Raw genomic sequence first — 25347 nt, forward strand, 5'->3', positions numbered from 1 at the left:
ATAACACCAAAACGTTTTAAATAAAATACAATTTTATTTGTTCTTCAAAATGAAGCATTAATAATACCTTGATCTTAAGTCACCTTGCCAAGGTGTATATAAAGTATCAAAAGTCACGCCATTTAAAATAACTTTAGTTTTTGGATAATACTGGAAAAAATTACTCTGCGAACGGTTACCCCCCGTGGGAGTTAATATCTGTATTGAATAGCTGCTATCAAAGGGTACGTAGCCAACAGAAATTTCCTGATTTTTTCTAACTGAAATTTGCATTTTTTGCAAAACAAATTGCTTAGCTTTTTCAGCTGCTTCCTTATTATAACCTTTATCATTTTCGTACAATATATCATCAGCTTTAATCGGAGGAATATCCTTAGTAACACTGTCTATTATCTTTAGTGCATTAGCAGGAGAAACATTAGGTAGCTTGGTACTATCTGTTTGATTATTGACGCTATTATTAGCAGTGGATGAACAACTTAAAATCGTTGCAATAACGATGAGGCCAGCTATGAAAGTAAATGTCGTTTTCATCATATTGAGTTTTACAAGCAGTTTTTTTCAAATATAATAAAATTCATCATAAAAAATATTTACTGATACAATCAACCATTTTAAAAACTTAAAATCACTTTCATTCCCAATTAATTTTGCATAATTAAATTCTGTTATAAAAATAATTATTTAACCGTTGGTGCATTCCTTGTATAGAAAGATTTCCTATTACAAAAAGTTGCTGAAAATACAAATAATAATTAACCGGTTATTCATTATAACTAACCGGGTGCGGATGGATAAAAAAAATAAATTAAGTATGTTATTTTAATTAAAACTAAAACGCTTAAGATATTTTTTTAAGGTTAACCCTTTAAATTGAATGGTATCGCCAGGTCCATCAATAAAATATTTAGGAATTGAGCGATTTTGACGATAATAAAAATGATCCGCAACAACAGCATTACCAAAACCGCAATCCTCATGTCCATTTTGAGATATAACTACCAATTTATTTAAATCAAATATAAATTTTAATACACAATCGAGGTCCGGCTCATATTTTCTTGAATCATAAATTCCAAAATCATCTTTTAACTGTATCTCACCAAATAATTCGCCTGAATTATAGGATGGCGCTCCCCTTGAAAGCTCCATATAAAAAAGTGCAGTACTGTCAGAATTAGGATAAATAATTACAGAACCAACAGCACCAACTTCCGGATTGTCACCAAAAATATAAGTTCCACCAATTAAATCGGAAACTTTCTTCTTCTTAGCCATCTTCTTCGGTGATGGTAAAATTTGTGTAGAAATTGAATCCGCTTTATTGTTTTTAAAATAGTTGATATTGTCACAACCAACTAATATTATTATACTCCCAAAAAGAATGAATAATAAAGCCAAGTTTTTTTTCATAAATAAAATTATTTAATAAAAATTGACAAGTGCTTACTATCAATTAGTAAAGGAATATACAAAATCATTTTAAAGATAAAACACCATGTTCCTCTTTTTTAGGTTTATGCGTTGACAAAAAGCGCTTAATCCAATACGGCTTATAGTACCTGTAATTTAACTTATTTAAGAATAACAAATCGGCTTTCGTGTCGCCATATCCAAAAGTCATTACACCTGAATTTTGCTTCAAAATATCCGTTACAATCTCTTCTTTTTGAATTCCATAACAATTTCTTCCAAGAATTTTACCTGTATATTTTTCATTTTTTATTTCAAACTTTGTACCTATCAGCTTTAAACCATTTTGTTTACACCATTCAGATAGCCATAATGGTGAAGAAGCTGTAAGAATGATTACTTCATGATTATTTTCTTTATGCCAATTTATTTTTTCTAAAGCTTGACTATAAATAATATAAGGAAGTTTTTGCATGGAATAAGATTGGCCAAGTTTTTCTAATTCTTGTGCTGAATAATGATGGGCTAAATAAAAACGAAAAAACAATTCTTTTAATCGATGATTGGGGTATATCCCAATCAGTTTTAAAAGAATGAAAGGGCTTAAAGCAATTAGCCCTAAATAAAAAAAAATTCTTCCCCTACAAAAAATAATAAAATCAATAAATGTGTCTTTAGAGGTAATGGTACCATCTAAATCGAAAAATGCAATACCTTTTTCCTTCACAAACTCATTTTTTTAAATATAAATTCCGGAATTAATTTTATAACCAGCATAATATAGCGCCAAATTGGATAAATGTAAATTACATCTTTTTTATTTACGAATGCATTATAGATTCTATTTGCAACATCTTCCGGAGAAGCAGTGAGAAAATCAGGCGTTTTCATATCACCTAACATTTTTGTTTTTACAAATCCCGGAATTACTGTCATTACATGAATATTGTGTTTTGTTAAATCATTTCGTAAACCACTCAAATAACAAGTAAAGGCAGCTTTGGAAGAACCATATATGTAATTACTTTGTCTTCCCCTTTCTCCCGCTACCGAAGAAATGCCAATGATAGCTGAGGTTTGGATACCTTTAACTTGTTGAACATATTTGTTGATTAAAGAAACATGTCCAATATAATTCGAACTGATGATTTTATAAGCTTCATTGAAATCGGCAACAGCTTTTTCCTGATCACCTAAATAACCAAAAACAGAAACAACCACATTGGGCATTACAGGTAAAGAGTGCCAAAATTGTTCATGCTCGCTAAAATTAGTTCCATCAAATTCAACCAATGATACCGGAACGTTATATCTAATCGAAATATCCTGTTGAAGTCTTTTTTGATATTCATCTATATTTCTACTTGCCAGAATAATTGCATAACCATTTAAGGCAAATTTGTGTGCTATAGCCTGACCAATATCAGAATTAGAGCCAAGTATGATGCAGGATTTACTCATGATTACTTTAGTAATTTTAAACAGATAATTTATTAAGAAATTTATTATCTCATTCTTTTAAATATTAAAATAACACAAACGAAATTTGTGCGTGTATTCAAATATAAAATTTAAAAAATTTATACATTTAACAATCTTTCCATTTGAATTGAAATAAATTTTTTTGAGTCATGAGAAAAATTCGGATACGTTTTTTTAAACATTTCCGCAGACATTCTTGCATCTTTTGTTAAATAAAGCTTCCCATTATACGCTAACACAATTTCATCAAGCCTGTTAAGCAGATCAAAAACCTTTGGTGAAATTTTAAAATCTAGTGCCAAAGTATAACCTTCATCAGGAAAACTTAAACTGGAAGAAAAATCATCTTTCTTGCCGAATGTTTTCAACACCGCTAAAAATGAACCGCATCCCGAATTGGTTATCTCTTTCATAATTTTAGTTAAACCTTCCCTACCATTATTGAATGGTATAACGAATTGATATTGCGTGAATCCATTTTTCCCATAAATTCTATTCCAATTATTCAAGGAATCTAATGGATAGAAAAATCCATCGTAATGAACAATGTTATTATTTTCTTTAGATGTTTGTTTATTATAATATAATTCATTAAATACACTAATGGTAAAATAATTCAAAGTAAAATTCGGAAAATAAAAAGGTATGTTGATTTGTTTATGGGAATGTGTTTTTAAATGATTAGTGTATTTGTCAGGCAAATCATTTTTTTTAGCATGTTCACCTAATATTAAAATACTCCTGCCCATACTATTGCCTTTTTTCAAACAATCTATCCACGCAACTGAATAGGTATAATGATTAAATTCTTCAAAATAATTCAGTACCTCATTTAAATTTTTAGCCTTAATTGTTTTTTGTTTGATATATGAAGTTTCTATTTTTTTCAGCTGAATAGTTACTGTTGTTATCATTCCGGTTAACCCCATTCCCCCAATAGTATTGGTAAACAATTCAGTATTTTCAGACCTTGAGCAATGAACTATGTTACAGTCTTCGGTCATTAATTCAAATGATGTTATAAAATTGGATATTGCTCCTTCTTTATGGTGGTTTTTACCATGAATATTAGAAGCAACAGCCCCTCCGATAGTTATCCATTTAGTGCCGGGTGTTACAGGAAGAAAAAAACCATATGGAACAACTACTTCTAAAATGTCTGAAAGCAAAACACCGGATTCAACTGTAATGATTCCATTTTCCTTATCAAAAAATAAAAATTTATTCAACTTCAATGTAGAAATGATGGCATGCTGTAAAGAACTATCACCATAGCATCTGCCATTACCTCGGGGAATAAGCTTAGGAGTTTTTCGTATAAAATCATTTATGATATACGAGCTTGAAGGCTCAAACACTTCTGCGCTAATTTTTGGATAATTTCCCCAGTTTTGTATGAGTTTTTTATACATAAATAATGATTCCAAATATAAATATCCAGAGTAAAATAATTGTAATTAAAAACTTGTCTTTCAATACTAAATCTACGGGCGAACCGGATTTTTTATATACAACAGTTAATTGAATGTAGCGCATTATACCCAAGAAAACCGGCAAAGATGTAATATAAACATAGTTAGAACCTATTCTTTCAATCACATCATTCGAAACAGAATAAATGATATAAGCTACCAGAGTAACAGTAAAACTAATTGTTTTGGCAATATCTATAAATTGTATGCTATAACCCAACTGCGATTGCCTGTAAATTTCATTACTACCATGGCTTAACACCAAATCATCTCTTCTTTTTGCTAAAGCTACTGAAAACATTAATAAAAAAACTAAAATAATTATCCAATGCGTTGTTAATGTATTCGTGGCTTCACCCCCACCCAAAACTCTAAATACAAATCCCAAGCTGATAGAGGTTACATCTAATATTGCAAAATTTTTCATGCCGAAACAATAAAACAGATTTATAACAATATATGCCAACACATAATAAACAACTTTAACAGGTAAAAGAAAAAAAGTTAATAAAACCAATAAGGCCAGAATTGTTATGATAAGGTATGCACTGCTTTTAGAAATTGCCCCGCTTGCTATAGGACGCTTTGATTTTTGAGGATGCAATCTGTCTTTTTCTACATCTTTCATATCATTTATAACATAAATCATAGAACTTGACAGGCAAAATGCTATGAAGGTGAAACCAAGATTCCAAAAAGCATCATCACCTAAACTTAATAGCCTTCCTGCAAAAAAAACAGGTAAGATAATAATGAAATTTTTTATCCAATTATTTGGACGTATCAATTTAATGTATTGCTTCATAAGGGTTTTATTGCCATTGATTATAAGTTTTGTGTTTTCATCAAAAGTAGAATATTTCTATTGATTGATACAAGTTTTACAATGACACGGAATGTATTATAATGAACAAAATAGCGAATCCATCTTTTCTATTTATACACACATGAAATCTTTATCTAAAATTCAGTCCCCAGTTAAGTTTTACCTTATTGGCTTTATTGCTTAATATAGTTTTGATTTTATGCTTCCTTAGGCTTCTTGGTTTTTCATTTGCATCAATAACAAATTATTTCTATCGGTTAAATATTTTTTCTAATGTGCTTTTAAATTCATTTTCGTTGTTGTAATTATAGAATGGAAGGGCTGTTATTAAATACTTTCCCTTATCGGTTTTGATAATTTTTTGTTGAAATCTGATTTCATTTAACAAATCTTCTTTCCATTTTTCGTGCTCCTTCAAATACTCACCTTTCGATTCTATAAAAATCTGAAATGTTATTTGTTCGCCATCACGTTGTTTGCAGAATAGTAAAAAGTCCGGTTCAAAAGCTCGTCCGAGTTTGTCGAAGATTTTAATTTCTCTTTCGTTTCGGATTAAGTAAATGTTCTCAAATTTTTGACTAAGTGCTTCAAATTGTCTGGAAAACAATTCTACAAATTTCTTTTCTTCGCTTGTACCATAATTAGCATTATAAACATACCAAGGCGCGTTGGCTAGCAATGTTTCTTGTCCGTCTGCTCTTTCGCTGCGTTTGTAAACCTTGATTTCTTTGTCCTTGAATACTTTATGAATTGGTTCTTTAATATAGCCTGAACCTTCGTATTCGGTTGAATGGGTCTTTATGTCTGCTTCAATGTTCTGCAAAAGTCCGTTTAAAGCTTGCAAATGGTCGAAATGGCTAATTTCTTTTAGTCTGTTTGCTGTTCCTGCAAAAGTGATTTCTAAACCTGCTAAATAGGCTGGACTCTCTATAAAATTGGAAATTGAACCAACACTTGGAAAGTAATGCGATAAATTGTCAAAATAAAAAAAAGGGTTTCGACTTAATGCAAAGCGTATTGTGTTTTTCGGAATTTCGGTCAGCTTTACATCTTGGGTTTTGATTACTTCATCGTTGGATTGTATGGGCACCATTTCAAAAAAGGCACTCGACATTCTGCCTACTCCCGAAGATAACATATGCCGATAATTGGTTTTCGTAACTCCTAAATCGGTAAATGATTTTATATTGTTAAAACTTTTTGGAACGCTCTTATTGAAGAAAACCTGTCCTTCTCTGTAAAAATCTGTTTTCTTAAAGTTTAATTTTAAAGTCAGTTGTTTGGTTACAAGATTTTCATCATCTTCATAAATACCTGTATCTACAAGGGCTTTCTTCAATTCGGAAATGTAACGACTGTCTTCTTTGGTATGATAATACAATTCCTCCAATATCTTAAAATCGTTGGCAATATCATTATCAAATTTTCTTGTAAACTTATCTTGTCCTTCCTCTAAGGCAAATGGGAAATATCTTGCACCACGACCAATGAGCTGCGCTTCAGAAAGTGTAGTTTTACCGGGCTTTCCATCTTTACTATCACGGTCTTCATAAAGGCGAACAATATCAAACAAATTCAAAACATCCCAACCTTCATTCAATTTCTGAACAGCAAAAACTGCACGGATAGGATTATTATCATCTTCCAAAGTATTGAGCAATAGTTGATTTTGTTCTGTTTCTTGATCATTATTGGCACTTATACAATTTTCAGGTTTAAAATTGATTTGAATGCGTTTTACGATTTCGCTCATTGAAATGCCCTTTGATTGAAAAAATTGAAAAGCTTTTTGAACAATTGGAACAGTAGAAGATTTTTTAATTTTCTCCACCATTGTTACCGAAAAATCATCAATCAGTTTGTGAAAATTCACTTTGTTTTGTTCGGATTCTGCTATTGTTCTTTTGGCTTTGAAAAGTATTACTGGCTTTAAGTTGATACCATTGGACGCCGCTAATTCTTGCCGGTACAAATTCAATATTAATGCCTGAATAATTCTGTCTTGTTCATTATACAAGCTGCGGATTAAATTAATTTCCTTGGAATACTTGTCTTTACGAAAATCGGCAAGATCATACTTAAAAATAACCTTGTCTTGATAGTGTTTTATCAACTCTTTGGTATCTTTATCAATAGTTGCGGTAAATTCCAATAAAATGTTATCAAGATTGGAATCATGAATTTTTTTTACTGTATCTTCCCAACTGCCCAATAAATTACCCGATTTCGTTCCTGCTACCAAGTGGTGAGCTTCATCGGCAATTAAAACCAATTTTTTTTCTTTGAAATCTTCATAAGTTAAACTGTTTTCCTTAGTGTTGTTCAGGTCAACATGGAGTTGTTGAATGGTGGTAAACTTCAAATTGATATTCTGATTGTCAGCTTCTTCAAAGTTGTTGATTTCTTTTATAAGCACCTGTTTCCCTTCAATCACAATTTTTTCGTTGAACAAATATTTTGAAGCGTGCGGATTAATAAAATTGTCTTTTGTTTTTTGAATGATATTATTACTGTTTACAAAAAACAAAAAGTTACGATATCCTTTTTGGTAGAGATACAATATTAACCCTGCCATTATCAAAGTTTTTCCGCTACCTGTGGCCATATTGTAAAGCAAGTGGAAAGGCTTGCCGGGTTTGCCTTCAAAGTTTTTTGTGTGGCATAAAATAAAATGTTGAAATGCTTCCTTTTGATAAGGTCGAATAATAAAATCCGATTTTATGTTATCGTTTATATAATTAGGAACCATAACTTGTGCTATGGTTCTTTTACCGAATTCCTTTATAATTGTTTCATATAGCGATTGCATATTATAAAAATCCTTTTTGTGCTACTATTATTTCATTACCCCATAATTGAACAAGATATGCAATTTCTAATGGGAAAAAAGAGGAAGAACCGTCGTGATTATATTTAACCGGACATACAATTTTATTGTCGATTATTTCGCAAATATTTTTCTTGTTGTCTTTTATTTCAATTAAACCATTGTCAATTTTATCATAAACCTTGCGTAAGTCAATTACCGCATATTTAATAAAGTCAGTACATTGTTTAATGTTGAGTTTAAAACAATTAGTAATACCGTATGTAAAGAAATCAGCTTTCATTTTGTAATATTCAGATTCTATTCTTGAAGTATGAAAATTTCCATCCCTTCTGTATCTGATGGTAAAATCAGAATATTGTTGGTACTTACATTCTCTAAATCTTTCTTGAACAGTTCTTAATAGGCCATTCGCGTCCTTGAATACATAATCAATTCCTTGCTGCATATCAATTTTCTCTGCATATGTTTGTTCAAGATTAATTTTCTGCCAATTAATTAAATTATAAATTTTTGGTATGGCAACATGCGTATGTATGTAATTTGTGTATGCTCTATCATCAATATAAGTTGCCATTTTACATTATTTTTCAAGATTGTAAAATTGTTTTGTAGTTTTAATATCAACAGCATCAATATTAAAATCTTCATCCATTAAAGAAGTAAGGTTTACATACAATTGGTTTTTGTCCAAAAGCTCACAAAGATGTTGTTTTTGTGCTGAAAGTGTAAGTGATTTAAATTCATTTAAATACTCATCGTGCTTTTTAATATCTACGTTGTAATTCAAAAAACTTTTGGTTTTCATATGCTCCCATATTTTCAATAGAGCTTCGGTGTCTTTGGCATCCTCAATCTGTTCAATAAAAGTTTGATTGTATTTTTTCAATTCAAGATAGACAAATGAACCACCACCTTTCCAATTAACACTTTTAGAAATACCCGTTTGTTCCCCATTTATAACTTTTTTTAAACGTACAACACTATCATTTTCATGATAATTCAACTGTTCAATACCAATATATCGTCTTTTCATTTTATGTGCTACAGCTGCAGTAGTGCCACTGCCCAAATGGTAATCAACAACCAAATCATCTTCCTTTGTAGTTAATTCTAAAATTCGCTTTATTAACTTCTCAGGTTTTTTGCCACCGGGTAAGTTAACTCCACCCTCATTTTGGTTTGTTTGAAAAATTTCATCTTCCCATAAATCAGAAATTAATGTACCAAAGAAGTTTTGTGTAGCTTCTACTATTATTCTTTCTTTTAATGGAATAAAGACACCGCCATCGTATATTAAAATGAGCTGATTTTTAGAGTTGATATATTCTATTACTTCTTTGTTATTTTTTGACTTATTAATTTCAATTTTTATTTTTTCACCAGCCTTTTTATTATTTTTTTCAAGTGAATAAATATTTTCATAATTGTTTAATGCATAGCTTTCAAATGTTTTATCATCCTTAAACTTTTGTCTTAAATCATTTACGATATAACCAGTTTCAGTTTTTACAACTTCGTATCTATAATTAAAATTAAAGTTACTCTTAATATAAATGGGGTAAAACCTAAAATCAGGGGTTTTAGAATAAAAGAGAATATATTCTTTTACTTTAAATAATCTTTCTCCCCTCTTAACATTTACTGCATTTACGCCACTTGGTGTACTTGTTTTAACGACAATTGTTTCACGATAATTTTCATTCCCGAAAACTTCATCCATTAAGATTTTTAAATATGCTTGTTCATTATCATCACATTGTACAAAAATTGATCCTTCTTTGCAAAGAAGTTCCTTTGCCACTGTGAGTCTGTTTTTCATAAAAGTCAACCATGTTGACTTATTAAAGCTGTCATTATAATTAAATCCATCATTACCCGTATTATAAGGCGGATCAATGTATATTAGCTTTACTTTCCCGGCAAATTCTTTTTTTATGGAATGCAGCGCTAATAAATTATTCCCTCTAATAATTAGGTTGTCGATGATAGTGCCTTTTTCATTTCGGTTAAATTGATCCAAGGGCTTTTCACCGTTCATGTCAATCCTTTTGGCATTGGTGAAAACCTTTGGTTCTAAAAGTTGTGTAATTTCATCTTGTGCTAAAATTTCATTGAAGAAAATTTCCTGCCTTTTGTGTTCTTCACGAGTTTGCCCGCCTTCCAAAATGCAGTCTTTAAATGGCCAAACCAAAGCCACTTCGTTGCGTTGTTTCAGGTATTTGCCATCAACGGTAAGACCTACTTTGTTTTTGTATAGCGTATAGCTGTTATTCAGATAATTCTTCTGCTCCAAAAATTGCACAAACAAATCTTGTTTAAAAACTAATGTACCTTTTACATTAATAAAAAAATGCTTTTTCAGTTCTGAATTGTCGAGCAATAGTGCAAGCAATTCTTCGTCAAGAGAGTATGCCTTATTCAACACTACCCATTTTTTCAGTTCGCCGTTGTCGGAAACAAATTTGGGATCTTTTTTAAGTTGTTGCTCTAATAGGGTATATAATTTCATCTTTTCGATTATTCCGATTTATTTAGCTCGTGAAGTTAATTTTAAGCCGGTAACTTGTCAAAAAAGTTCAATAAAATATTCAATCCTTGTATTTAAAGTGTCGTTTGAGGGCTTTGGGGAAATAAAATGTGCTGAGAGAGTGGGTAGATGCTTGAGGTTACAATTTAATTTTGGCGAAGAAAGCATTTTTTGTCATTATACTTTTTTTATAGCTGTGTTGCTATTTAAAATTGCATCTGAGTATTGACCTTTTACAATAGAGAAAATTCCATGATTTTCGGCTATAGAAATGGTCATATAAAAATATGTTGGTGAAATTAAAAAGCAGATCTGAACGTTGAGCCCGAACCGATACTGATGCTTAACCAATGCTGATATTCAATTGTAAAGAATTGTTTTTGAAAATATTTTAGTTAATTATTGTAGTTCAACATAATCGACAATTGCTTTGAGCATTCTTTAACTTATTCTTCTACAGTATTAAATTCTTTCCCATATATCCCGGCGAAACAACCAAATGTTCTCTCCTTCCAATTTCTATAGTTTGTCTGCACTACCCTTTGTGTAGTTTAGAAAGATGGGGTTGTGGATTTTTGTAATAAGAAATTGTAACGGAAAATTTACCATCACTTCGAAAAACAATAACAACATTGTCATAAGTAATGAAAGGATAAAGCCTTACAGCTTTTTTTGTATCCTCACCCCAAACGGAATGTTGAACTGTTCGTTTTAGAGTATTGATTGGAAATATTGATTTTATGCTGTTTAAAACTTCTGAAAAAAATTGATTTACTTGTTTTTTTGCAGCAACTTTTATGAAAAGTTATTTGTGTAAAAGTCAAACTCCTCTTACGTCATCATTGTTGATGTTTCTGGTACATAACAATTGAGAAAATCGTCAACAAAAAAAAATCTCATTTGTCAATAAAATCTTTTGATAAATTATTTTTAAGCGAAACTTTAGCCAAACATTTGTCCAATGTTAAGGGGTATCAACCAGATTATATGAAAACAAAAAAATAAGGCATTAAATGAGCAAATCAACACTTAATATCCTTTTCATAATCATCAATAGGATTAGCAAACCAATGTTCTAATTTGTGCTCAAAAACTAAGATGTATTTTGAATTATGAATTATATGGCCAATATACTTCCCTGCCAACATTTTATGTTGCGTTAAAACTTTAATATCATACAAAAAACTTTCGATTATTTCTTGCAATAAAATATTATTGCTTTATAGAAACGATTGAATGAATTTATTACGATGATTATATTGAATTTTTAAAGAAATGATATAAGCAAAAATTCCAGTAAAAGGATTTTCATAAAAGCCTCTTGTTCCAATATCGAAAATGTTATCACTTTCAGTATTTGTTCTGAGAAGACTTTTATCAACATCAGTAAGTATTTCATTGAAAGAATATTTCATTTAATAAGTTTATATTCCGGCTAACATAACAGCAATGCAAATGTTGCTATGACAGCATTCCGCAAGGCGAGAACTTAAACCAACGGTAGTTACTGTTGTTGATTGATAATATAAATGATGAAATGAATTTGTAGAAACAATGAAGAAAGGGAAACAGCAGTATAAAATATTATAATATTACCTCAACTTAAAATATTTTAAAATTTAATAATAAAAGTGTTCATAAGTCTTCTAAAGCCAGTTTTTTAACAGTTTCACTGTTGATTTTATCAGAATAAACTAACTTAACAAAACTTCGTAGCAATGGGTCGTGTTCTATTGATAAACGTATAGTACCCTTATCAGTTTTGTAAGTTGCATAATATTTGCATTTGTCTGATTTTACAAAAGACATTTTCAGAAAGTCGCTTTCAGGCTGAAAACTCGATTGAAAAGTCTCACTACTGTCTGAAAAGTTTCCATATTTTTCAGACAGCATTTCTTTCAAATTAAAATAACTATTTGAAAGATTGGCCCATGTGTTGCTAAAGGGAAACTGCACAGCTATTTTAGCAACCAAATCTTTAGTTTTAAGAGTAGACACTTCAACAATACAAGATTTATATAACGCAAAATCGCCTTGCAAAATTGCAACTCCATCATTCATGCTGATTTGTGTAAAGCCATTGTTTTCCATTTTTAAAACAAATTCATTAAGTGTTCCATCAATAGGTACTCCTTTGAATGAAAGATGCTTGGATGTATCTTGATTTACTTGAGCAAAACCGGGCATAACAATTATTATAAGAAATAGTGATGCAGTAAATTTTTTCATATGAAGAATATTTATATAATATTATTAAATTGAATTATCCTTTTAATGGGATGAAACTTGATATTGATTAACAGCGTTCAATACTTGATGCTGTTGTTGAATTTAAAAAACTTTCTTCAAGAAATAAAATTCAAATAAACTTAATTAAATCAGGTATTGCCTTTTTTGAATAAAAGCTATAAAATTTACTATTTGCATATTGTAATTTATTAATATTATTTATTTACTGAAGTAACTTTAATAAACAATTGCAAGTAATAATGGATAAGGAGATATCAAAGCAAAAACATACACCTAACGTTTCGCTGCTTGCCACGGGCGAGCTTACCGACCATACCGTTTATTTGGAAAAACAGACTTATTATACTAAAAAATATCAATTGAAGCGTTGTAGCCTGCTTACAAAAAGTTGATGTTGGCGAGCTCCTTCTTTATGACCTGTTTTTCATGGCTTTTCCCACTCTAATAAACAAAGCTGAAAGTGCATAGAATAAAGCAGCTATTCCAACTGCATTTATTAAAACTTTTGGCAATCCAAGATTTCCTGCATTAACAAAGTAATAAGGATAAAAATTAGAGATCTTTCCCCTTATCAAAATGTAAACTAGATAAATTAAGGGGTATGCTAACCATTTTGGTATTTGTTTGTATGTTATTAATGATTTGTTTTCATAGAAATACCAGTAAACAATTACCATGATAGGAATAAAAGTGTGAAGCAGTTCGTCCACAATCATTTGAATACCTGTCGGCTTCCATGTATGTCGAAGGAGAATTTGGTAAATTAGTCCAACAATAGAAATATATACTGTAATTGCTGTTAAAGTGCCTGGCTTATCTATGATTGCGAAGAAACCTTTTTTGTTTTTAAAAACAATTAATGTGAAGTATATGGCAACAAGTGAATTTGTCAAAATTGTGAAAAAACTAAAAAAACGCAGTGTTGTTTCACCAATGGATGCGCTTCGATTTTCTATCATTAACCAATATTGCGTCAAAACTGTAAACCATACGATTAGTGCTAAAAATATCGATATGTTTTTTTTCATATTGAAATGTATTTAAGCTTACCGTTAAAGGTTTGCCTCTCTTCCTAGTTAACAATTTGGCGGCACTATGCTGTCAACCAAAAGCGAAGCTGAATATCAGCACAAACTTTCAATTTTATATGCCATTCCTACATGAAACAAACGGGCTGTGGCAGCTGCTGCATCTATTCGGTTTGTTATGAAGAACAATTTGGCTCATAATCCTAAAAATTGAAAAGGTTTAGACTTTTTAAAAGCTGCTGATACTTCACCTGAATAAGTTTTGTTGTTTGATAAATCCAGTTTTCTTACACCTGCTTTTTCACTGAAATCAATTTTTTTAAGGTCAACCCAAAAAGTATTTGGTGTAAGTGCTGTTTCAAAGTAATATACCAAGTCTTTTTGATCAGCAACAGAACGCCAACGTGTAGTGGATAAATTTGGAAAACCTTCAATTGCGAAACCATAAGGCACCGATACATTTCTAATAACACTAAAAACACCGGCAATGGCTACTCTTGTGTTATCCGTTTGCGGTATGGCATTTATAAAAAATGATGCCCTAACGAAACGGTCAGCTGCGGTAACTGAACCGGGAAGGAAAATCTTACCCGGAATATTTTGCCAATATTTAGCTATAGCCAATTGTTGTTCATATGGAGGATCATTCGTCATTACAGTGTATGATGGGTCATGGTGGATTACCAATTTTCCTTTGATATATTCAAAAATTGCATTATCGCCGGTGGCATCTGAAATGGATAAATGCACTGTGGTGAATTTATCTGTGCCGGGGATAAAATCAGAAACTATAGCGAATGATTCCTTACTTAATTCATCAACAGCTTCTGCAACAGTTGCAAAATTGTCCAATACATATTGTGCCCATAATGATATGGCCATTCCTTTCTTGCCGCCTTCTTTATTGAAGCTTGGATATTCTGACTCAACCAACCAGAGTAAGTTTGCAACCAATCCTTTTTCATTCATTCCATCAGCTATGGCGATATCCCATGTGCTAATACCTATGCTACCATATTTAGAAACCCATTCAATGGAGTTTTTGCCAACTTCACCACTTCTTTTCACACCACGAGGAAATATCCATTGATTAGCAGGAATTTCTATTGAAAAATCCATTGACCTGCCTGTTATAATCTTGTTATTTGGTCCTTTGTAAACTACCCTTGTGCAAGCGTTTGACTCAATTCTGCAGCCTAATGCTAAGAAAAACAGCACAAAAAAAATCGAAATTTTGTTTGTTGTATTCATTTTATTTCTTTTTATAGTAATACTTGTATGGCTTTTCTGTTATGCACCGTTTTTCTGTAGTTTCTGGATTCTATTGTTTTTTGGCGTAAATACTAACGGTTTGTCGCTAGGCGTAGTAGCGAATTTTTGAATAATAAACTGTCAATGCACCAAAATAATAATACGAGGCAAAATGTTTAATTAACCACCTAACCCGTCATTGTCCTCAAGTACCTGTTGTAGCTACCCTTATGCTTTACTTTATATGTTCACTATATAAAAATTCTAAATTTATTAATTAATTGTATTATAACATAAATTTAATATTAAATTAAATCAAATCATTTTTGTTTTATCCACATCATAAAACACAGTTAGGGTATATTGAGAGTCGTGATCAAAAAATTTAAAACAAGTCAAATCGATTAGATAGCAGCACCGTTAAAAAAATTGTAATACAACACTATAATTAGCGCATCTTTTGGAATTCCCGTTTGTTCATGCTTAATCCATTTTTCTACATAATTTCATTTTTATTACTACTCCAACATATGAACCTTTAGCCATTATTTCATTTTCGGCAGCGCTAGCGCCATTCCCTTTCTTTCTTGATTGCTTAATTAATAAGTAAACTACAGATACTCTTTGTTAGTAGTCAAGTTTCAATTCAGGTGAGAAAATTTGACTCATATGATCAACAAAATCTAAAACCATTTGGGCAACATCACCATTGATGATGTAAACTTCATTTACTTTATTTCTCCATCAAATAAATTATTAAATACGCCCATCTTCTTCATTTATTAAATTTATACAATGTTGAATCGCTTCTTTGCATTGTTCAATAGTGAACATGCCAAAATGGGTAAATTCTAGAGGGATGTTCATTCTTTTAGAAAGCCAGTTGTAGGCCTCTTTTTGATTTTTAAAATGTGTTTTGTTTCGCCATAGTGGGTCAAAGGTATTATGTCCTTTGTTTTTAAGTTTACGCAGTTCCTTATCTGCAACTCTTCCCAATGAAGTTTTATTGCCTGAATAGGTTCCAACGTAATGGTCAGAATTCATGACACACATATAATATTTTTTATCAACAAATTTTGGCCTAGGACTTTCATTTGCCCAATTTGGATACACCACTTCACCTGAAACTAATTTAGTTTCACAATTACAATATGGACAGAGTTGTCCTTTAAGTATTTTAATTTGAACATCATTCATTCAAAATCGTTTTTAGCAAATGCAAATCTTCTGTTTTGAATCGGCATTCTGCACAGAAATTCAGCTCTTTTAATTTTGCTGAATCCTTGAAATTATTCCTTCATTTTTCTGTTCCTATTCTGTAAGCCAATTTATCATAAGGGTTACACAAAACAACCACGAATATATGCAAGACTGGAATTAGAATTACTTGTACCGGAATCGTTGCCTATTTATAAATAAAAATCTATGTTCATTCCTATCGTTCAATAAAGATTCTGCTGCCCGCAACTGCTGCTGAAAAATTTACCAATATTCAATTTTAGCATTACTCCCAGCCTTACATAAATGCAAATATTGTGCGTTATCAGTTTATTTTAATTTATCCTGTACTGACTTTTCAAATATGCCCGTACTTTCTACTTGCAAATCATATGGTGTTACTGACGTCAAATCGCCCTGTGAATTAATATCACCACTACCAATTGTGCCTTTAGCATTCGCTAACTTTATATTCACAACGGTCTTGCCGGATACTTGTTTAATTCTAACCAACCATTGACCAGTAAGCGTTGTTGGTGTAAAAGAAGTTGTAAGAGTGAAGGGACCTCTAAATTTGCTACAAACAACAAATGCGTTAGGATTAATCAAACTACCATCCTTATTTTCCCATGTATACGAGTTTAAGAAAGAAACATAATCGGTGGTAATTACTCCATCAGCTTTATCAATTGTCTTAATGGGCAGTCCTTTTGTTGTAAATAAATCAATTAGTGCACTCCATGTTTCATCTTTGTCTAAGGCTGTAGAAAATTCATAAGCAGTTGATTGATAGCTATTTTTCAGTGGTATTACTTTGTTATTACAACCAATAATCAGGAATACTAAAACAAAATTGAATAATCTTAATTTTTTTTCATTTAATAGTGATTTATTATTTAAAACAATTGAAAAGTATAGCACAAAACTTTCAAATATTTTCAAAGACACGGAATTTATTGATTACCCAACCCTTAGAAATGCTAATTTGAAAATATATTACTGAAGTTAAGAAATAAAGCTGAACAACGAACGTGGGGAACATGATCTGCTGAGATGCTAGCAGATAGTTGGCATTAAACTGTCCAACTATGCTTTTGCAAATACTTTGATTGCTTGCTGCCGATCTGTATATATTAAAGAATAAAGTGAAAACCAACACCTATAAATGTCAAACCATTGCCTGAAGAGTTTAAACTTGAATTAAATAAAAATTGTCTTTGTTTTGTTTGTTGAGTTGAAGTTTCGTCTTTAGTTACAATATATTGAATTGTTACAATATTGGGAATAATAATTTCTAAATGTAGTTTATTTAAAACTTTGTAAGAAAGTCCGGGTGTCAAAAATAGTTGCCCACCTAACTGTTTAATTGTTTCCAATTTTGCCCCCATGGTATCAGTATTTGTTTGCTTTGCATTTATGTAAGATGCGCCAAGTTCTGTAAAAAAATAAAAGTCAGTAGCCAATTTTTTATACTTCCTATAAAATATACCAAAGTTGTACTGGTATATTTTTAGATTAATATAATTTGTTCCGTAATAAAAATTATCAGCTTGGGATGGGGAGTAGGTTAAATTTAAACCATACACAGAATTTTCCTTCAAAGCTTTTCCTATTGATATATTAAATGCAGCAGTTTTCTTTTTTTCATTTGGATGGATACCAGCATAGTCGATGTACGAATTGTAATAGCCAACTTGCCCACCTAACAAAACAGATTTTATTGAAATTTGTCCTAATGTAAATTTTGAAAACGACAAAATAATTAAGAGCGTAATTAATGTTTTTTTAGTCATAATAGCAAGTCTCATTATAAATTTAATATAATAGTATAATAAAGGGTGTTTTGAGTTGCTGATAGCGAATTAGGCTTTGTGTAAGTTGGGAATTAGCAATACCTCAGGCTAAACCTGAAATTTAATATTTGCAAAATTGATGATGTTTTATTCATAAGCCAAATGTATAAAGTCCTGGTGAAACTAATGTGTAATTACTAACTTAAGTTAATATTTACAATCTCATGCACGAATTGCAAGAAATGGAATATTGTATTTTTATTTTATGTGCAAATCACATCTTAAATTAATATTTTTATGTTAATACTCATTTATTGAAACGTAACACTTGTCGCATTAATCACTTTCACTTCTTTTGTTTTAAATACAACATCTGATTTCTGAGAAATAATCCAATTCGTTGTAGTTGTAAATGAAGTTTCAGTTTTTTCACTCAAAAAAATGTCATCAGTAGTTAGGTCATTCATGTTTTTGTACTTCTTCTTTATCTGTTCTAATAAAAATTCTTTATCATAATCTATATCAGTGTTAACAATCAAATTATCATCATTTTTTTTTGAACTGGTTGTAATCACAGCAGGCATTTCAATATCACCAAATTCACTCATTGCATTTACATCATACACCATTACATTTTGAGAAACTGATGAGTTGTAAGGAAAAGTTAAAGAGTATGCCCCCATTACATAGTTGTATTCATTAATAATTGTTTCTAAAATCTTTGGCTCGTTTGTTTTGAAATTACTGACTAATTTTTGTTTCATACTATCAATTTGAATGCTTGTCTTTCCAATCTTTTGTCCAAATTCATCAATTATTGTTGATGTAACTTTTTCAATCAATTCCAATAATTTATCACTGTTTTTTACTTTAAAAGCTTGTCCTGTATTCTTGTCAACTAACAATTCATATTGAAAATATTTTGTTTCTTTTTCTATATTTTTAAAAATCTTGGTAAAGATATTGACAGCTGAATCAACTTTAGTAATAGCAGTATTCGTTTTAATATCTAAAGTGTTTGGCTCACTATAGTATAGTATTGTATAATTTTTAGTGGTGTCAGTAACTTTCATGTAATAGTCTGCCTTTGCTTCAGTATTATTAAAAAGACTGTCTTTTATAAACACTTTACTATAAGATTCTGCATGAATCTTTTTAACATCACCTAATTTCCATTTAGGCTTTATTTGGTGTAGTGCTTTACTAGACTGGCTAAAACTAATATTGCAAAACAATAAAAAAATCGCAATTAAAAAATATTTCATATTTATCATCTAATCATTTTTTTAAAGTTAGAGGTTTTATTAAATTACTTGTAAGGTATTGTTTATTGGCGGTGGACATTTTTTAGCACATAGCTTTAATCGAATAACAAAAGTTGAATTTTGCACTTCTATTGACATGAAGCTGTTCAGCCCGCTTATTGTTAACAATGTTGTGTGCCGTTTTTATTTAATATTTTTTATTTTATCTTTTTGAATAGGCGAATAATCATTTTTTGTTTGTCCATTTACTTGAATGATGTCGAAGTAGCATTTTACCCCTGTTGCTATATTTATATCTTCAACGTTTTGAATGTGAAAATGTAAATGCGGCTCAGAAGAGTTTCCTGAATTTCCGCAAAGTCCAAGAAGTTGTCCTTGTGTAACTTTTTGTCCTTGCTTTACAACTATTGAGTGTTGTTTAAAATGTGCAAAAAACAAGTATTCATTATTAGCAGTTTTTATGATTACAGTATTTCCCGGAACATAAATTGGGTTTAATGTTCCGGGCATATTGTCTTTAACTCCATCAACAACCAAAACAACTTCACCATTGCAAGGTGCAATTACTTCTTTACCAAAAGCATAATAATCTTCATTGGTTTTTCCATTAGTTTTAAATGACTTTCCTTTTTCGTCAGTAATAATAAAGTCAAAGGCATTTCTTTGTGCTTCGTTATCTACGTGATAATTTAGCTCTTTAGTATCGCCACCCCAAACTACTATCCATTCTTCATTGAAAGGTAGTATAAGCTTGGTGATATTCCTTTGAAGTTTTGGAAGATTATCGGCTTTGAACAACTTAATAAACAAACCATTGATTTTAGAATTATTGTCAATAGAAATATTTACTGCAAATAATCCTCTTTCAAAAGTTGTCTTATAAGAAGCATAAGTTTGTTCATATTTTACAAACTCACGTTTAGTTATTTTTCCTGCTTGAAGCTTTAATCCACTTAAAAAATCTTTTGTTTTGTCAAGCGGTAATGCAGTTTGCATTTCTGATGAAAAGTTTGCGAAAATTGCTTCAAAGTTGCCAGAATTATAGTCTGCTTCAAAGTTGTCTGCAACAGTTTTATATGTTACTGTCTCTTTCTGACCGAATGTGAAATTTGTCAAGAGTATAAAGATTAAAATTGTCAATATTCTTTTCATAAAATTTTGTGCTTCTGTCTAACATTAAAATGACACTCAACGAGTAGGACTTGCTGCTGAGCTGGTATTCATTGCTTGTCCAGCTTAGAGCCAAAGCCGAATATAATCAATGATTACTAAGTTAACTACTAAAGCTGAATAATGAATGTCAAGCCGAAACTGAAACTGATAAAGAACTGCAGCTGATTGTCACTAGGTCATCCAGCAAGACAGTAAACCGATTGTTGTGCGTTAGCCTTTACAACACTAAGTAATCTATCTTTTTAATCCTTGTCCAACCTTTCCCCTTTAAGTTCTGATAAATTAAAAAAGTGTGTCCAAAATAGGCAAATCTCAGTTCCTTTGTGTCTTTGTCTTTTTTAAAAGTAGTAATATCAAGAAATGCAAATTCATTGTCTGTGGTAAAGATTGGGTCAGTCACAGAAAAGAAAAAGCCATTCTTTGCCTTTTCATATGATTTAATCAGCTTGAATACTTTAAATGTATCAACAAGTAATCTTGGCTTTATTGATTTCGAAAATAGGTATAATTGCTGTCTTTCACTATCATTGAAGAGCTTGTTAACTGCTGTATCCTTGAATATGTAGCAGTAAGTATAAGGCGAATGTTCGTCACCTTCCAACTCCTTTCTCACAGCCTCGGATGACAGGTCTTGGTCAATATGAAAGCGGCAAGTATTCCATGTGTCAGTTTTGTTCATTACATAGAAAACAGTTGGCATTTTGTTTTCTAACAGCGTCGTTATGTCGAAATTAGACTTGTCATTGAAGACAAGCTTGATTAAGCCATTATCTTGGGAAAATGACTGTGTCCAAAAAAACAAAAGTGTTATGGATTTTAGAAGTCGCATAGATGGTGATGCACAACGGTTTGTCACTTGCAGCAATGTGGGGTTTAGAAACATTAAATTGTTAACCTGCATCGATACTAAATAAAAGCACAAACTTTCAATTTTGCACGTCAGCACCAATTAAGGTAAGCGGCTGTTAGCAGATTGGCTTTTATTTTTTAAGTTCCATTCGTAATAATGGATAATTTTTCCCTTGTTCGTCTTTGGCTGTTCGTTCGTATGTCTTAAAACCAAATTTTGAATAAAACTTTACAGCATTTGTGTTCTGTTCGTTTACGTCAACTTTGTTTGCGTTTAGGTAGTGAATTGCAAAGTTTAATAATTTCTTCCCAAGTCCTTTTCCTATTTGCTCTGGCGACAAAAATAACATTTCAATTTTTTGGTTTGCTATTCCTAAAAATCCAATTACATTATTTCTTTCAAGTAAGCAATAAACATCAAATGCGCTAAAATCAATGGCAGTAACAATTTCTTTTATTTCGTGAAAGTCGGTCGCAGATAAAAAGTGGTGTGTTTCTAAAACAGATTTTTCCCAAACGTCTAACAACTGTACACGATATTTTTCGGAATATTTTACTATTTCAATTGTCTGTTGCATTATCGTCATTTCTTATTGAAATTCTGGTTGATTTCTGTTGTCCTAAGCTAACTGCTAGCGTTCAGGTTTTTCGTTCGGGCGGGTTTAGAAGCACAAATCTGTTAATCAGCACTGAACTTGAATAGAAGCACAAAGCTTCATGTTTACACGTCGCCCCGCCTGAGGCAAAACCCATGTTAGCAGCCGCTATTTTTTATTTCGTTTTAACGATTGTCTTATTAAGCTTAAAATGTATTCTAAGTTGTCGTCAGAGTTTACTTGCAGCTCATAGTCGCCATTTCCCCAATGACCTGTTTGTGAAACATCTCTACAAATTCCTTTCGGATCATCGAGATGCCCACGTTCCAAATTAAGCCACATTTTAAGTCCATTTTTCTGCAAACGAATGTCTACCACATTTGTACTAGCCACAAAAGCTATATAAAGTTTTTTTGGCTTAACTTCTAAACTGTCAAGATTAAGAATTGCGTTTTTAAATTTCTCGTATAGCTCCTTAATTTCGTCTGGCATTCCCTCAAGGTGTTCTTCTTCTGTAAATACCTTTATTTCTTGTGTAACTTTTTCAATGGCATCGTCTTTTCGACTGATTGTCTTAACGCTTTCTTGTGACCCTGATGTTTGAATTTGATTGTAGCTAATTGTCTTGTTTTCGTATCGTTTTACTTCCCAAAGCTCAATTGGCAAATCTTTGAAGTTTATTGCTTCTTTTTGATATGTCGTAAAACTTGGTGATATAAAAATAACTCGCGATTGCGACCAGTCAACATCATCGCGTTTCAATGTACTATTATTGTTTTCGTTGTATTCAAGAATAAAGTCAGCTTTATTATTAAGCATTAGCGACAAATAAGCATAGCCTTGATCAATGACACTAAAATTTTTGTCCCGTTTATATTCAATAATTACAAAGCTAGACGTGTCTTTGTCAAACGCTAAAGTGTCAATGCGAAAATTGCCAAGCGAAAATTCAGAGCGCACAAAGTCTAGTCCGAAAATAGTCGTCAAATTTTGTTCTGTTATGGTCTGAATTTCCTTTTCAAGTTTGAAGGGCAGTTCTTTAATATGGCAAAGCTGATCTTTATTGTCTATGTTAAATAATACCATTGTATTTTATTGTCGTTGTCTTATAGTTATGCTGTTTATAGTGGCTGCTTACGTTCGAGGCTTGGCGAAGAACTGAAAATGAAACTCGTCAAGCTGAAATATAGAACTAAAGATAATTAGAATTATAAATGTTCTGCACATGTGCATCAGCCAGTTTTTTCGCCAAGCCTTTTGTTATGCGCGTTGAGTATTATTAAAACCTGTTTATTGTCTGTCCAGTCTGAACATGATACTTCTGTTACTCATTCTCAATGCAACATTTTATAATATCGTTGATTTTTTAGAACTTCACCAGTTTGCGGATCAATAGTATATAATAATTTTCCGTGCTGAAATAGTTTTTTCGGTCGAATATTGTAGCCGTTAAAATCACCCTTCAATTCTTCTGTCGCATAGTACAGAAAAACCGTATCATTGACAATCCTGTAAGTTCCCTTGCTGCTGTCTACAAACCTATAATTGTCAGCACTGATAACAATTGCACTTCCGTCCTTTCCTTTTGAGATAATTGATCCAATGTTGACTTTTGCATTGTAGTCAAATGTTGAGTCAGGCTTGAGAACAAATGTTATTCCCCGATATTTATTATAATAGCTTTCAACATAGCTTTTCTGTCCAATGCATGTAAGATTTATTAAAAGAAACACAACAGTCAATTTTAATGAGTCCATACAGTTTTGCACCAACGGTTTCAGGCTTTGCGTTCGGGCAGGTTTTTTAGTACTGCACTCGATACGAAGAACCGCACTTCAATTATACACAAAATAGTCAATAGAAGCACGTCACCCCCCCTGACGCAAAACCGATGTTGGCAGTTAGTGCTTATTTTTTATTTTCAAATTTTTTAATTGCTTGTTCTGATACGGGTGTAAAAAAATTAACCAAATTACCGTCAGGGTCACGGAATAAAAGCGATTTATTTCCCCAAGGCATTGTTGTAGGTTTCTGAACAATGTAAGGCTGTAAAAAATCAGCTAATCTTTCATAGTCTTTTTCTACGTCTTCCACCAAAAATTCAATAATGGCACTGCGGTTTTGTGAAGCCTGTGCAACACTCTCCCCACCGAAAAACTGCAATGTTTTCGTGCTCCCAATCGCTAAGGTTGCTGTATTTGTTTGTAGTTCGGCAAAGTCAGGTGTATATTGTGCTACCGAAACACCTGTTATTTGCTCGTAAAATTTTACCAAGCTGTTTATGTCGGCTGTAATGATGCGAATTGATACTAAATTCATTTTAAGTTTTTTAAATTATGGCACAAAACTAATTTCACGTTATGACAACAGTATGTCAGGGGTCTTAAACTTTTTTACTTTTTCCGCTAAATACTCTTGTAAGGTCATTTTGTGAGGCGTGAATTTTAATTCTGTTTGTTGAATTTTTAGTATTCTGTCCAACCGAAACATTCTGTAATCTTTTCTCAATCTGCAAAAGGCAATAAGTGTCCAATTTTCTTGTAAGCTGTAATACAATGCAAAAGGCTCTATCAGTCTTTCCGTTTTTTCGTTTCTTTCTTCGCTTTTATATCTAACATTAAGAACTTGAAAGTTTGTCAAAGCATTTTGAATTAGCATTAGTGAATTACTAGTATTTATGTCTGATATTGCGGGACTAACAGCAACTCGTTTTGATAGTAATTCTGTTTTTTCTTTTGTGGAATATCGCAAAACTGCCTTTATTTTATTTATAGCTTCTGTATATTCCTTGATAAGCGAACTGTCTCTGTTTTTAAGTACTAATTGTTCTACTGTAATCAAGGCATTTGCTTCACTTTCCGAAAACATTATGGGTGGAATTTTGTAACCTTCCATTAAAGAATATCCTTTCCCTTCATCTGTCAAAATAGGCACTCCTGCTTGTTCCAATACTCTGATGTCTCTGTAAATGGTGCGAACACTAACCGAAAATTTGTCTGCTAATTCTGTTGCTGTCAAAAGTCGTTTCGTTTGCAACTGTGTGTATCGTCCTAAAAATAGTTGACAGTTTTTTTGATTTAATCCTACGACAGGTTTACGATTTGTTTTTAGTCCTGCCATTGGTTTACTATTCAAAGTTAAGGTTGCAGATGAAAAAAATATTTTATAGCCCATCTCAGCTATAGAAATATTTTTTTCATCGGTATGTTTCCTCAGCAACTCCAACTTTTAATAGTTCCTTTTTTACATAATAGTTCTTCCATTTCCTTTCAACCGGTTCATTATGATTATGTAATTCTATAGGTGTTTTGTAACTAATACTACCATGTGGACGTAAATGATTATACACACTTATTGCTTTAGCTACACCCTGT

At 31.5% G+C, this 25347-nt stretch carries 23 protein-coding genes; all 23 read right to left on the reverse strand.

All coding sequences use genetic code 11. The annotated features are described in order from the left end of the window. Positions 1–57: 57 nt before the first annotated feature. A complete protein-coding gene (locus LX80_RS10480) occupies positions 58–537 on the reverse strand; it encodes a hypothetical protein (RefSeq protein ID WP_111296132.1) in 480 nt (159 codons plus the stop codon). Positions 538–822: 285 nt separating this feature from the next. Then, positions 823–1413 carry a hypothetical protein gene (locus tag LX80_RS10485; protein ID WP_111296135.1) on the reverse strand — a complete coding sequence of 197 codons (591 nt, stop codon included), beginning with the start codon at positions 1411–1413 and terminating at the stop codon, positions 823–825. Positions 1414–1477: 64 nt separating this feature from the next. Then, positions 1478–2140 carry an HAD-IB family phosphatase gene (locus LX80_RS10490; protein WP_111296137.1) on the reverse strand — a complete coding sequence of 221 codons (663 nt, stop codon included), beginning with the start codon at positions 2138–2140 and terminating at the stop codon, positions 1478–1480. Continuing rightward, on the reverse strand, positions 2137–2874 hold the full coding sequence (locus LX80_RS10495; protein WP_111296140.1) for an SDR family oxidoreductase: 738 nt from the start codon (positions 2872–2874) through the stop codon (positions 2137–2139). Before LX80_RS10495 ends, LX80_RS10490 begins: the two co-directional genes overlap by 4 nt. Before the next feature lie 119 nt (positions 2875–2993). After that, a complete protein-coding gene (locus LX80_RS10500) occupies positions 2994–4307 on the reverse strand; it encodes an FAD-binding oxidoreductase (protein WP_211307747.1) in 1314 nt (437 codons plus the stop codon). Continuing rightward, positions 4300–5172: a UbiA prenyltransferase family protein gene (locus LX80_RS10505; protein ID WP_111296146.1), complete on the reverse strand. Its 873-nt coding sequence runs from the start codon at positions 5170–5172 to the stop codon at positions 4300–4302. Before LX80_RS10505 ends, LX80_RS10500 begins: the two co-directional genes overlap by 8 nt. A gap of 271 nt (positions 5173–5443) precedes the next feature. Continuing rightward, entirely contained in the window at positions 5444–8002 is a 2559-nt protein-coding gene (locus tag LX80_RS10510; RefSeq protein ID WP_111296149.1) for a DEAD/DEAH box helicase family protein, read from the reverse strand. 1 nt (position 8003) lies between these two features. Continuing rightward, positions 8004–8597, reverse strand: coding sequence for a hypothetical protein (locus LX80_RS10515; RefSeq protein ID WP_111296152.1), 594 nt, complete (start codon positions 8595–8597; stop codon positions 8004–8006). 6 nt (positions 8598–8603) lie between these two features. Beyond that, a complete protein-coding gene (locus tag LX80_RS10520) occupies positions 8604–10532 on the reverse strand; it encodes a site-specific DNA-methyltransferase (RefSeq protein WP_111296155.1) in 1929 nt (642 codons plus the stop codon). A gap of 1653 nt (positions 10533–12185) precedes the next feature. After that, positions 12186–12779: a hypothetical protein gene (locus tag LX80_RS10530; protein ID WP_111296161.1), complete on the reverse strand. Its 594-nt coding sequence runs from the start codon at positions 12777–12779 to the stop codon at positions 12186–12188. Positions 12780–13210: 431 nt separating this feature from the next. Beyond that, the gene (locus LX80_RS10535; RefSeq protein WP_111296164.1) at positions 13211–13828 is read right to left on the reverse strand and encodes a Pr6Pr family membrane protein; all 618 of its coding nucleotides are present in this window, start codon (positions 13826–13828) and stop codon (positions 13211–13213) included. Between the two features lie 195 nt (positions 13829–14023). Beyond that, on the reverse strand, positions 14024–15079 hold the full coding sequence (locus tag LX80_RS10540; RefSeq protein WP_111296167.1) for a linear amide C-N hydrolase: 1056 nt from the start codon (positions 15077–15079) through the stop codon (positions 14024–14026). A gap of 756 nt (positions 15080–15835) precedes the next feature. Next, positions 15836–16276 carry a zinc-finger-containing protein gene (locus LX80_RS10545; RefSeq protein WP_111296170.1) on the reverse strand — a complete coding sequence of 147 codons (441 nt, stop codon included), beginning with the start codon at positions 16274–16276 and terminating at the stop codon, positions 15836–15838. A 351-nt stretch (positions 16277–16627) separates the two neighbouring features. Continuing rightward, positions 16628–17239, reverse strand: coding sequence for an outer membrane protein assembly factor BamC (locus tag LX80_RS10550; RefSeq protein ID WP_170120440.1), 612 nt, complete (start codon positions 17237–17239; stop codon positions 16628–16630). A gap of 191 nt (positions 17240–17430) precedes the next feature. Continuing rightward, entirely contained in the window at positions 17431–18090 is a 660-nt protein-coding gene (locus LX80_RS10555; protein WP_111296175.1) for a hypothetical protein, read from the reverse strand. A 311-nt stretch (positions 18091–18401) separates the two neighbouring features. Further along, entirely contained in the window at positions 18402–19355 is a 954-nt protein-coding gene (locus tag LX80_RS10560; protein WP_146250475.1) for a hypothetical protein, read from the reverse strand. Between the two features lie 183 nt (positions 19356–19538). Then, complete coding sequence (locus LX80_RS10565; RefSeq protein WP_111296181.1) at positions 19539–20507, reverse strand: DUF3887 domain-containing protein; 969 nt, start codon at positions 20505–20507, stop codon at positions 19539–19541. Positions 20508–20745: 238 nt separating this feature from the next. Next, entirely contained in the window at positions 20746–21228 is a 483-nt protein-coding gene (locus LX80_RS10570) for a hypothetical protein (RefSeq protein ID WP_170120441.1), read from the reverse strand. Positions 21229–21508: 280 nt separating this feature from the next. Next, entirely contained in the window at positions 21509–21955 is a 447-nt protein-coding gene (locus LX80_RS10575) for a GNAT family N-acetyltransferase (RefSeq protein WP_111296187.1), read from the reverse strand. Between the two features lie 186 nt (positions 21956–22141). Then, the gene (locus LX80_RS10580; RefSeq protein WP_111296190.1) at positions 22142–23059 is read right to left on the reverse strand and encodes a DUF5655 domain-containing protein; all 918 of its coding nucleotides are present in this window, start codon (positions 23057–23059) and stop codon (positions 22142–22144) included. Between the two features lie 248 nt (positions 23060–23307). Further along, complete coding sequence (locus LX80_RS10585) at positions 23308–23730, reverse strand: hypothetical protein (RefSeq protein WP_111296193.1); 423 nt, start codon at positions 23728–23730, stop codon at positions 23308–23310. Between the two features lie 151 nt (positions 23731–23881). Then, positions 23882–24292 carry a VOC family protein gene (locus LX80_RS10590; RefSeq protein ID WP_111296196.1) on the reverse strand — a complete coding sequence of 137 codons (411 nt, stop codon included), beginning with the start codon at positions 24290–24292 and terminating at the stop codon, positions 23882–23884. Positions 24293–24331: 39 nt separating this feature from the next. Next, positions 24332–25192, reverse strand: coding sequence for a helix-turn-helix transcriptional regulator (locus LX80_RS10595; RefSeq protein WP_245898041.1), 861 nt, complete (start codon positions 25190–25192; stop codon positions 24332–24334). Between the last annotated feature and the right edge of the window lie 155 nt (positions 25193–25347).

The organism is Hydrotalea sandarakina (assembly GCF_003254115.1).
GTDB lineage: Bacteria > Bacteroidota > Bacteroidia > Chitinophagales > Chitinophagaceae > Hydrotalea > Hydrotalea sandarakina.

Coding starts and splice junctions, on each gene's coding strand:
- LX80_RS10590 (WP_111296196.1), bottom strand. CDS start 24,292: ATGAATTTAGTATCAATTCGCATCATTACAGCCGACATAAACAGCTTG.
- LX80_RS10510 (WP_111296149.1), bottom strand. CDS start 8,002: ATGCAATCGCTATATGAAACAATTATAAAGGAATTCGGTAAAAGAACC.
- LX80_RS10480 (WP_111296132.1), bottom strand. CDS start 537: ATGATGAAAACGACATTTACTTTCATAGCTGGCCTCATCGTTATTGCA.
- LX80_RS10570 (WP_170120441.1), bottom strand. CDS start 21,228: ATGCCAACTGTTTTCTATGTAATGAACAAAACTGACACATGGAATACT.
- LX80_RS10505 (WP_111296146.1), bottom strand. CDS start 5,172: ATGAAGCAATACATTAAATTGATACGTCCAAATAATTGGATAAAAAAT.
- LX80_RS10580 (WP_111296190.1), bottom strand. CDS start 23,059: ATGGTATTATTTAACATAGACAATAAAGATCAGCTTTGCCATATTAAA.
- LX80_RS10535 (WP_111296164.1), bottom strand. CDS start 13,828: ATGAAAAAAAACATATCGATATTTTTAGCACTAATCGTATGGTTTACA.
- LX80_RS10485 (WP_111296135.1), bottom strand. CDS start 1,413: ATGAAAAAAAACTTGGCTTTATTATTCATTCTTTTTGGGAGTATAATA.
- LX80_RS10540 (WP_111296167.1), bottom strand. CDS start 15,079: ATGAATACAACAAACAAAATTTCGATTTTTTTTGTGCTGTTTTTCTTA.
- LX80_RS10545 (WP_111296170.1), bottom strand. CDS start 16,276: ATGAATGATGTTCAAATTAAAATACTTAAAGGACAACTCTGTCCATAT.
- LX80_RS10520 (WP_111296155.1), bottom strand. CDS start 10,532: ATGAAATTATATACCCTATTAGAGCAACAACTTAAAAAAGATCCCAAA.
- LX80_RS10530 (WP_111296161.1), bottom strand. CDS start 12,779: ATGAAAAAATTTACTGCATCACTATTTCTTATAATAATTGTTATGCCC.
- LX80_RS10500 (WP_211307747.1), bottom strand. CDS start 4,307: ATGTATAAAAAACTCATACAAAACTGGGGAAATTATCCAAAAATTAGC.
- LX80_RS10495 (WP_111296140.1), bottom strand. CDS start 2,874: ATGAGTAAATCCTGCATCATACTTGGCTCTAATTCTGATATTGGTCAG.
- LX80_RS10565 (WP_111296181.1), bottom strand. CDS start 20,507: ATGAAAAGAATATTGACAATTTTAATCTTTATACTCTTGACAAATTTC.
- LX80_RS10555 (WP_111296175.1), bottom strand. CDS start 18,090: ATGACTAAAAAAACATTAATTACGCTCTTAATTATTTTGTCGTTTTCA.
- LX80_RS10515 (WP_111296152.1), bottom strand. CDS start 8,597: ATGGCAACTTATATTGATGATAGAGCATACACAAATTACATACATACG.
- LX80_RS10585 (WP_111296193.1), bottom strand. CDS start 23,730: ATGGACTCATTAAAATTGACTGTTGTGTTTCTTTTAATAAATCTTACA.
- LX80_RS10575 (WP_111296187.1), bottom strand. CDS start 21,955: ATGCAACAGACAATTGAAATAGTAAAATATTCCGAAAAATATCGTGTA.
- LX80_RS10560 (WP_146250475.1), bottom strand. CDS start 19,355: ATGAAATATTTTTTAATTGCGATTTTTTTATTGTTTTGCAATATTAGT.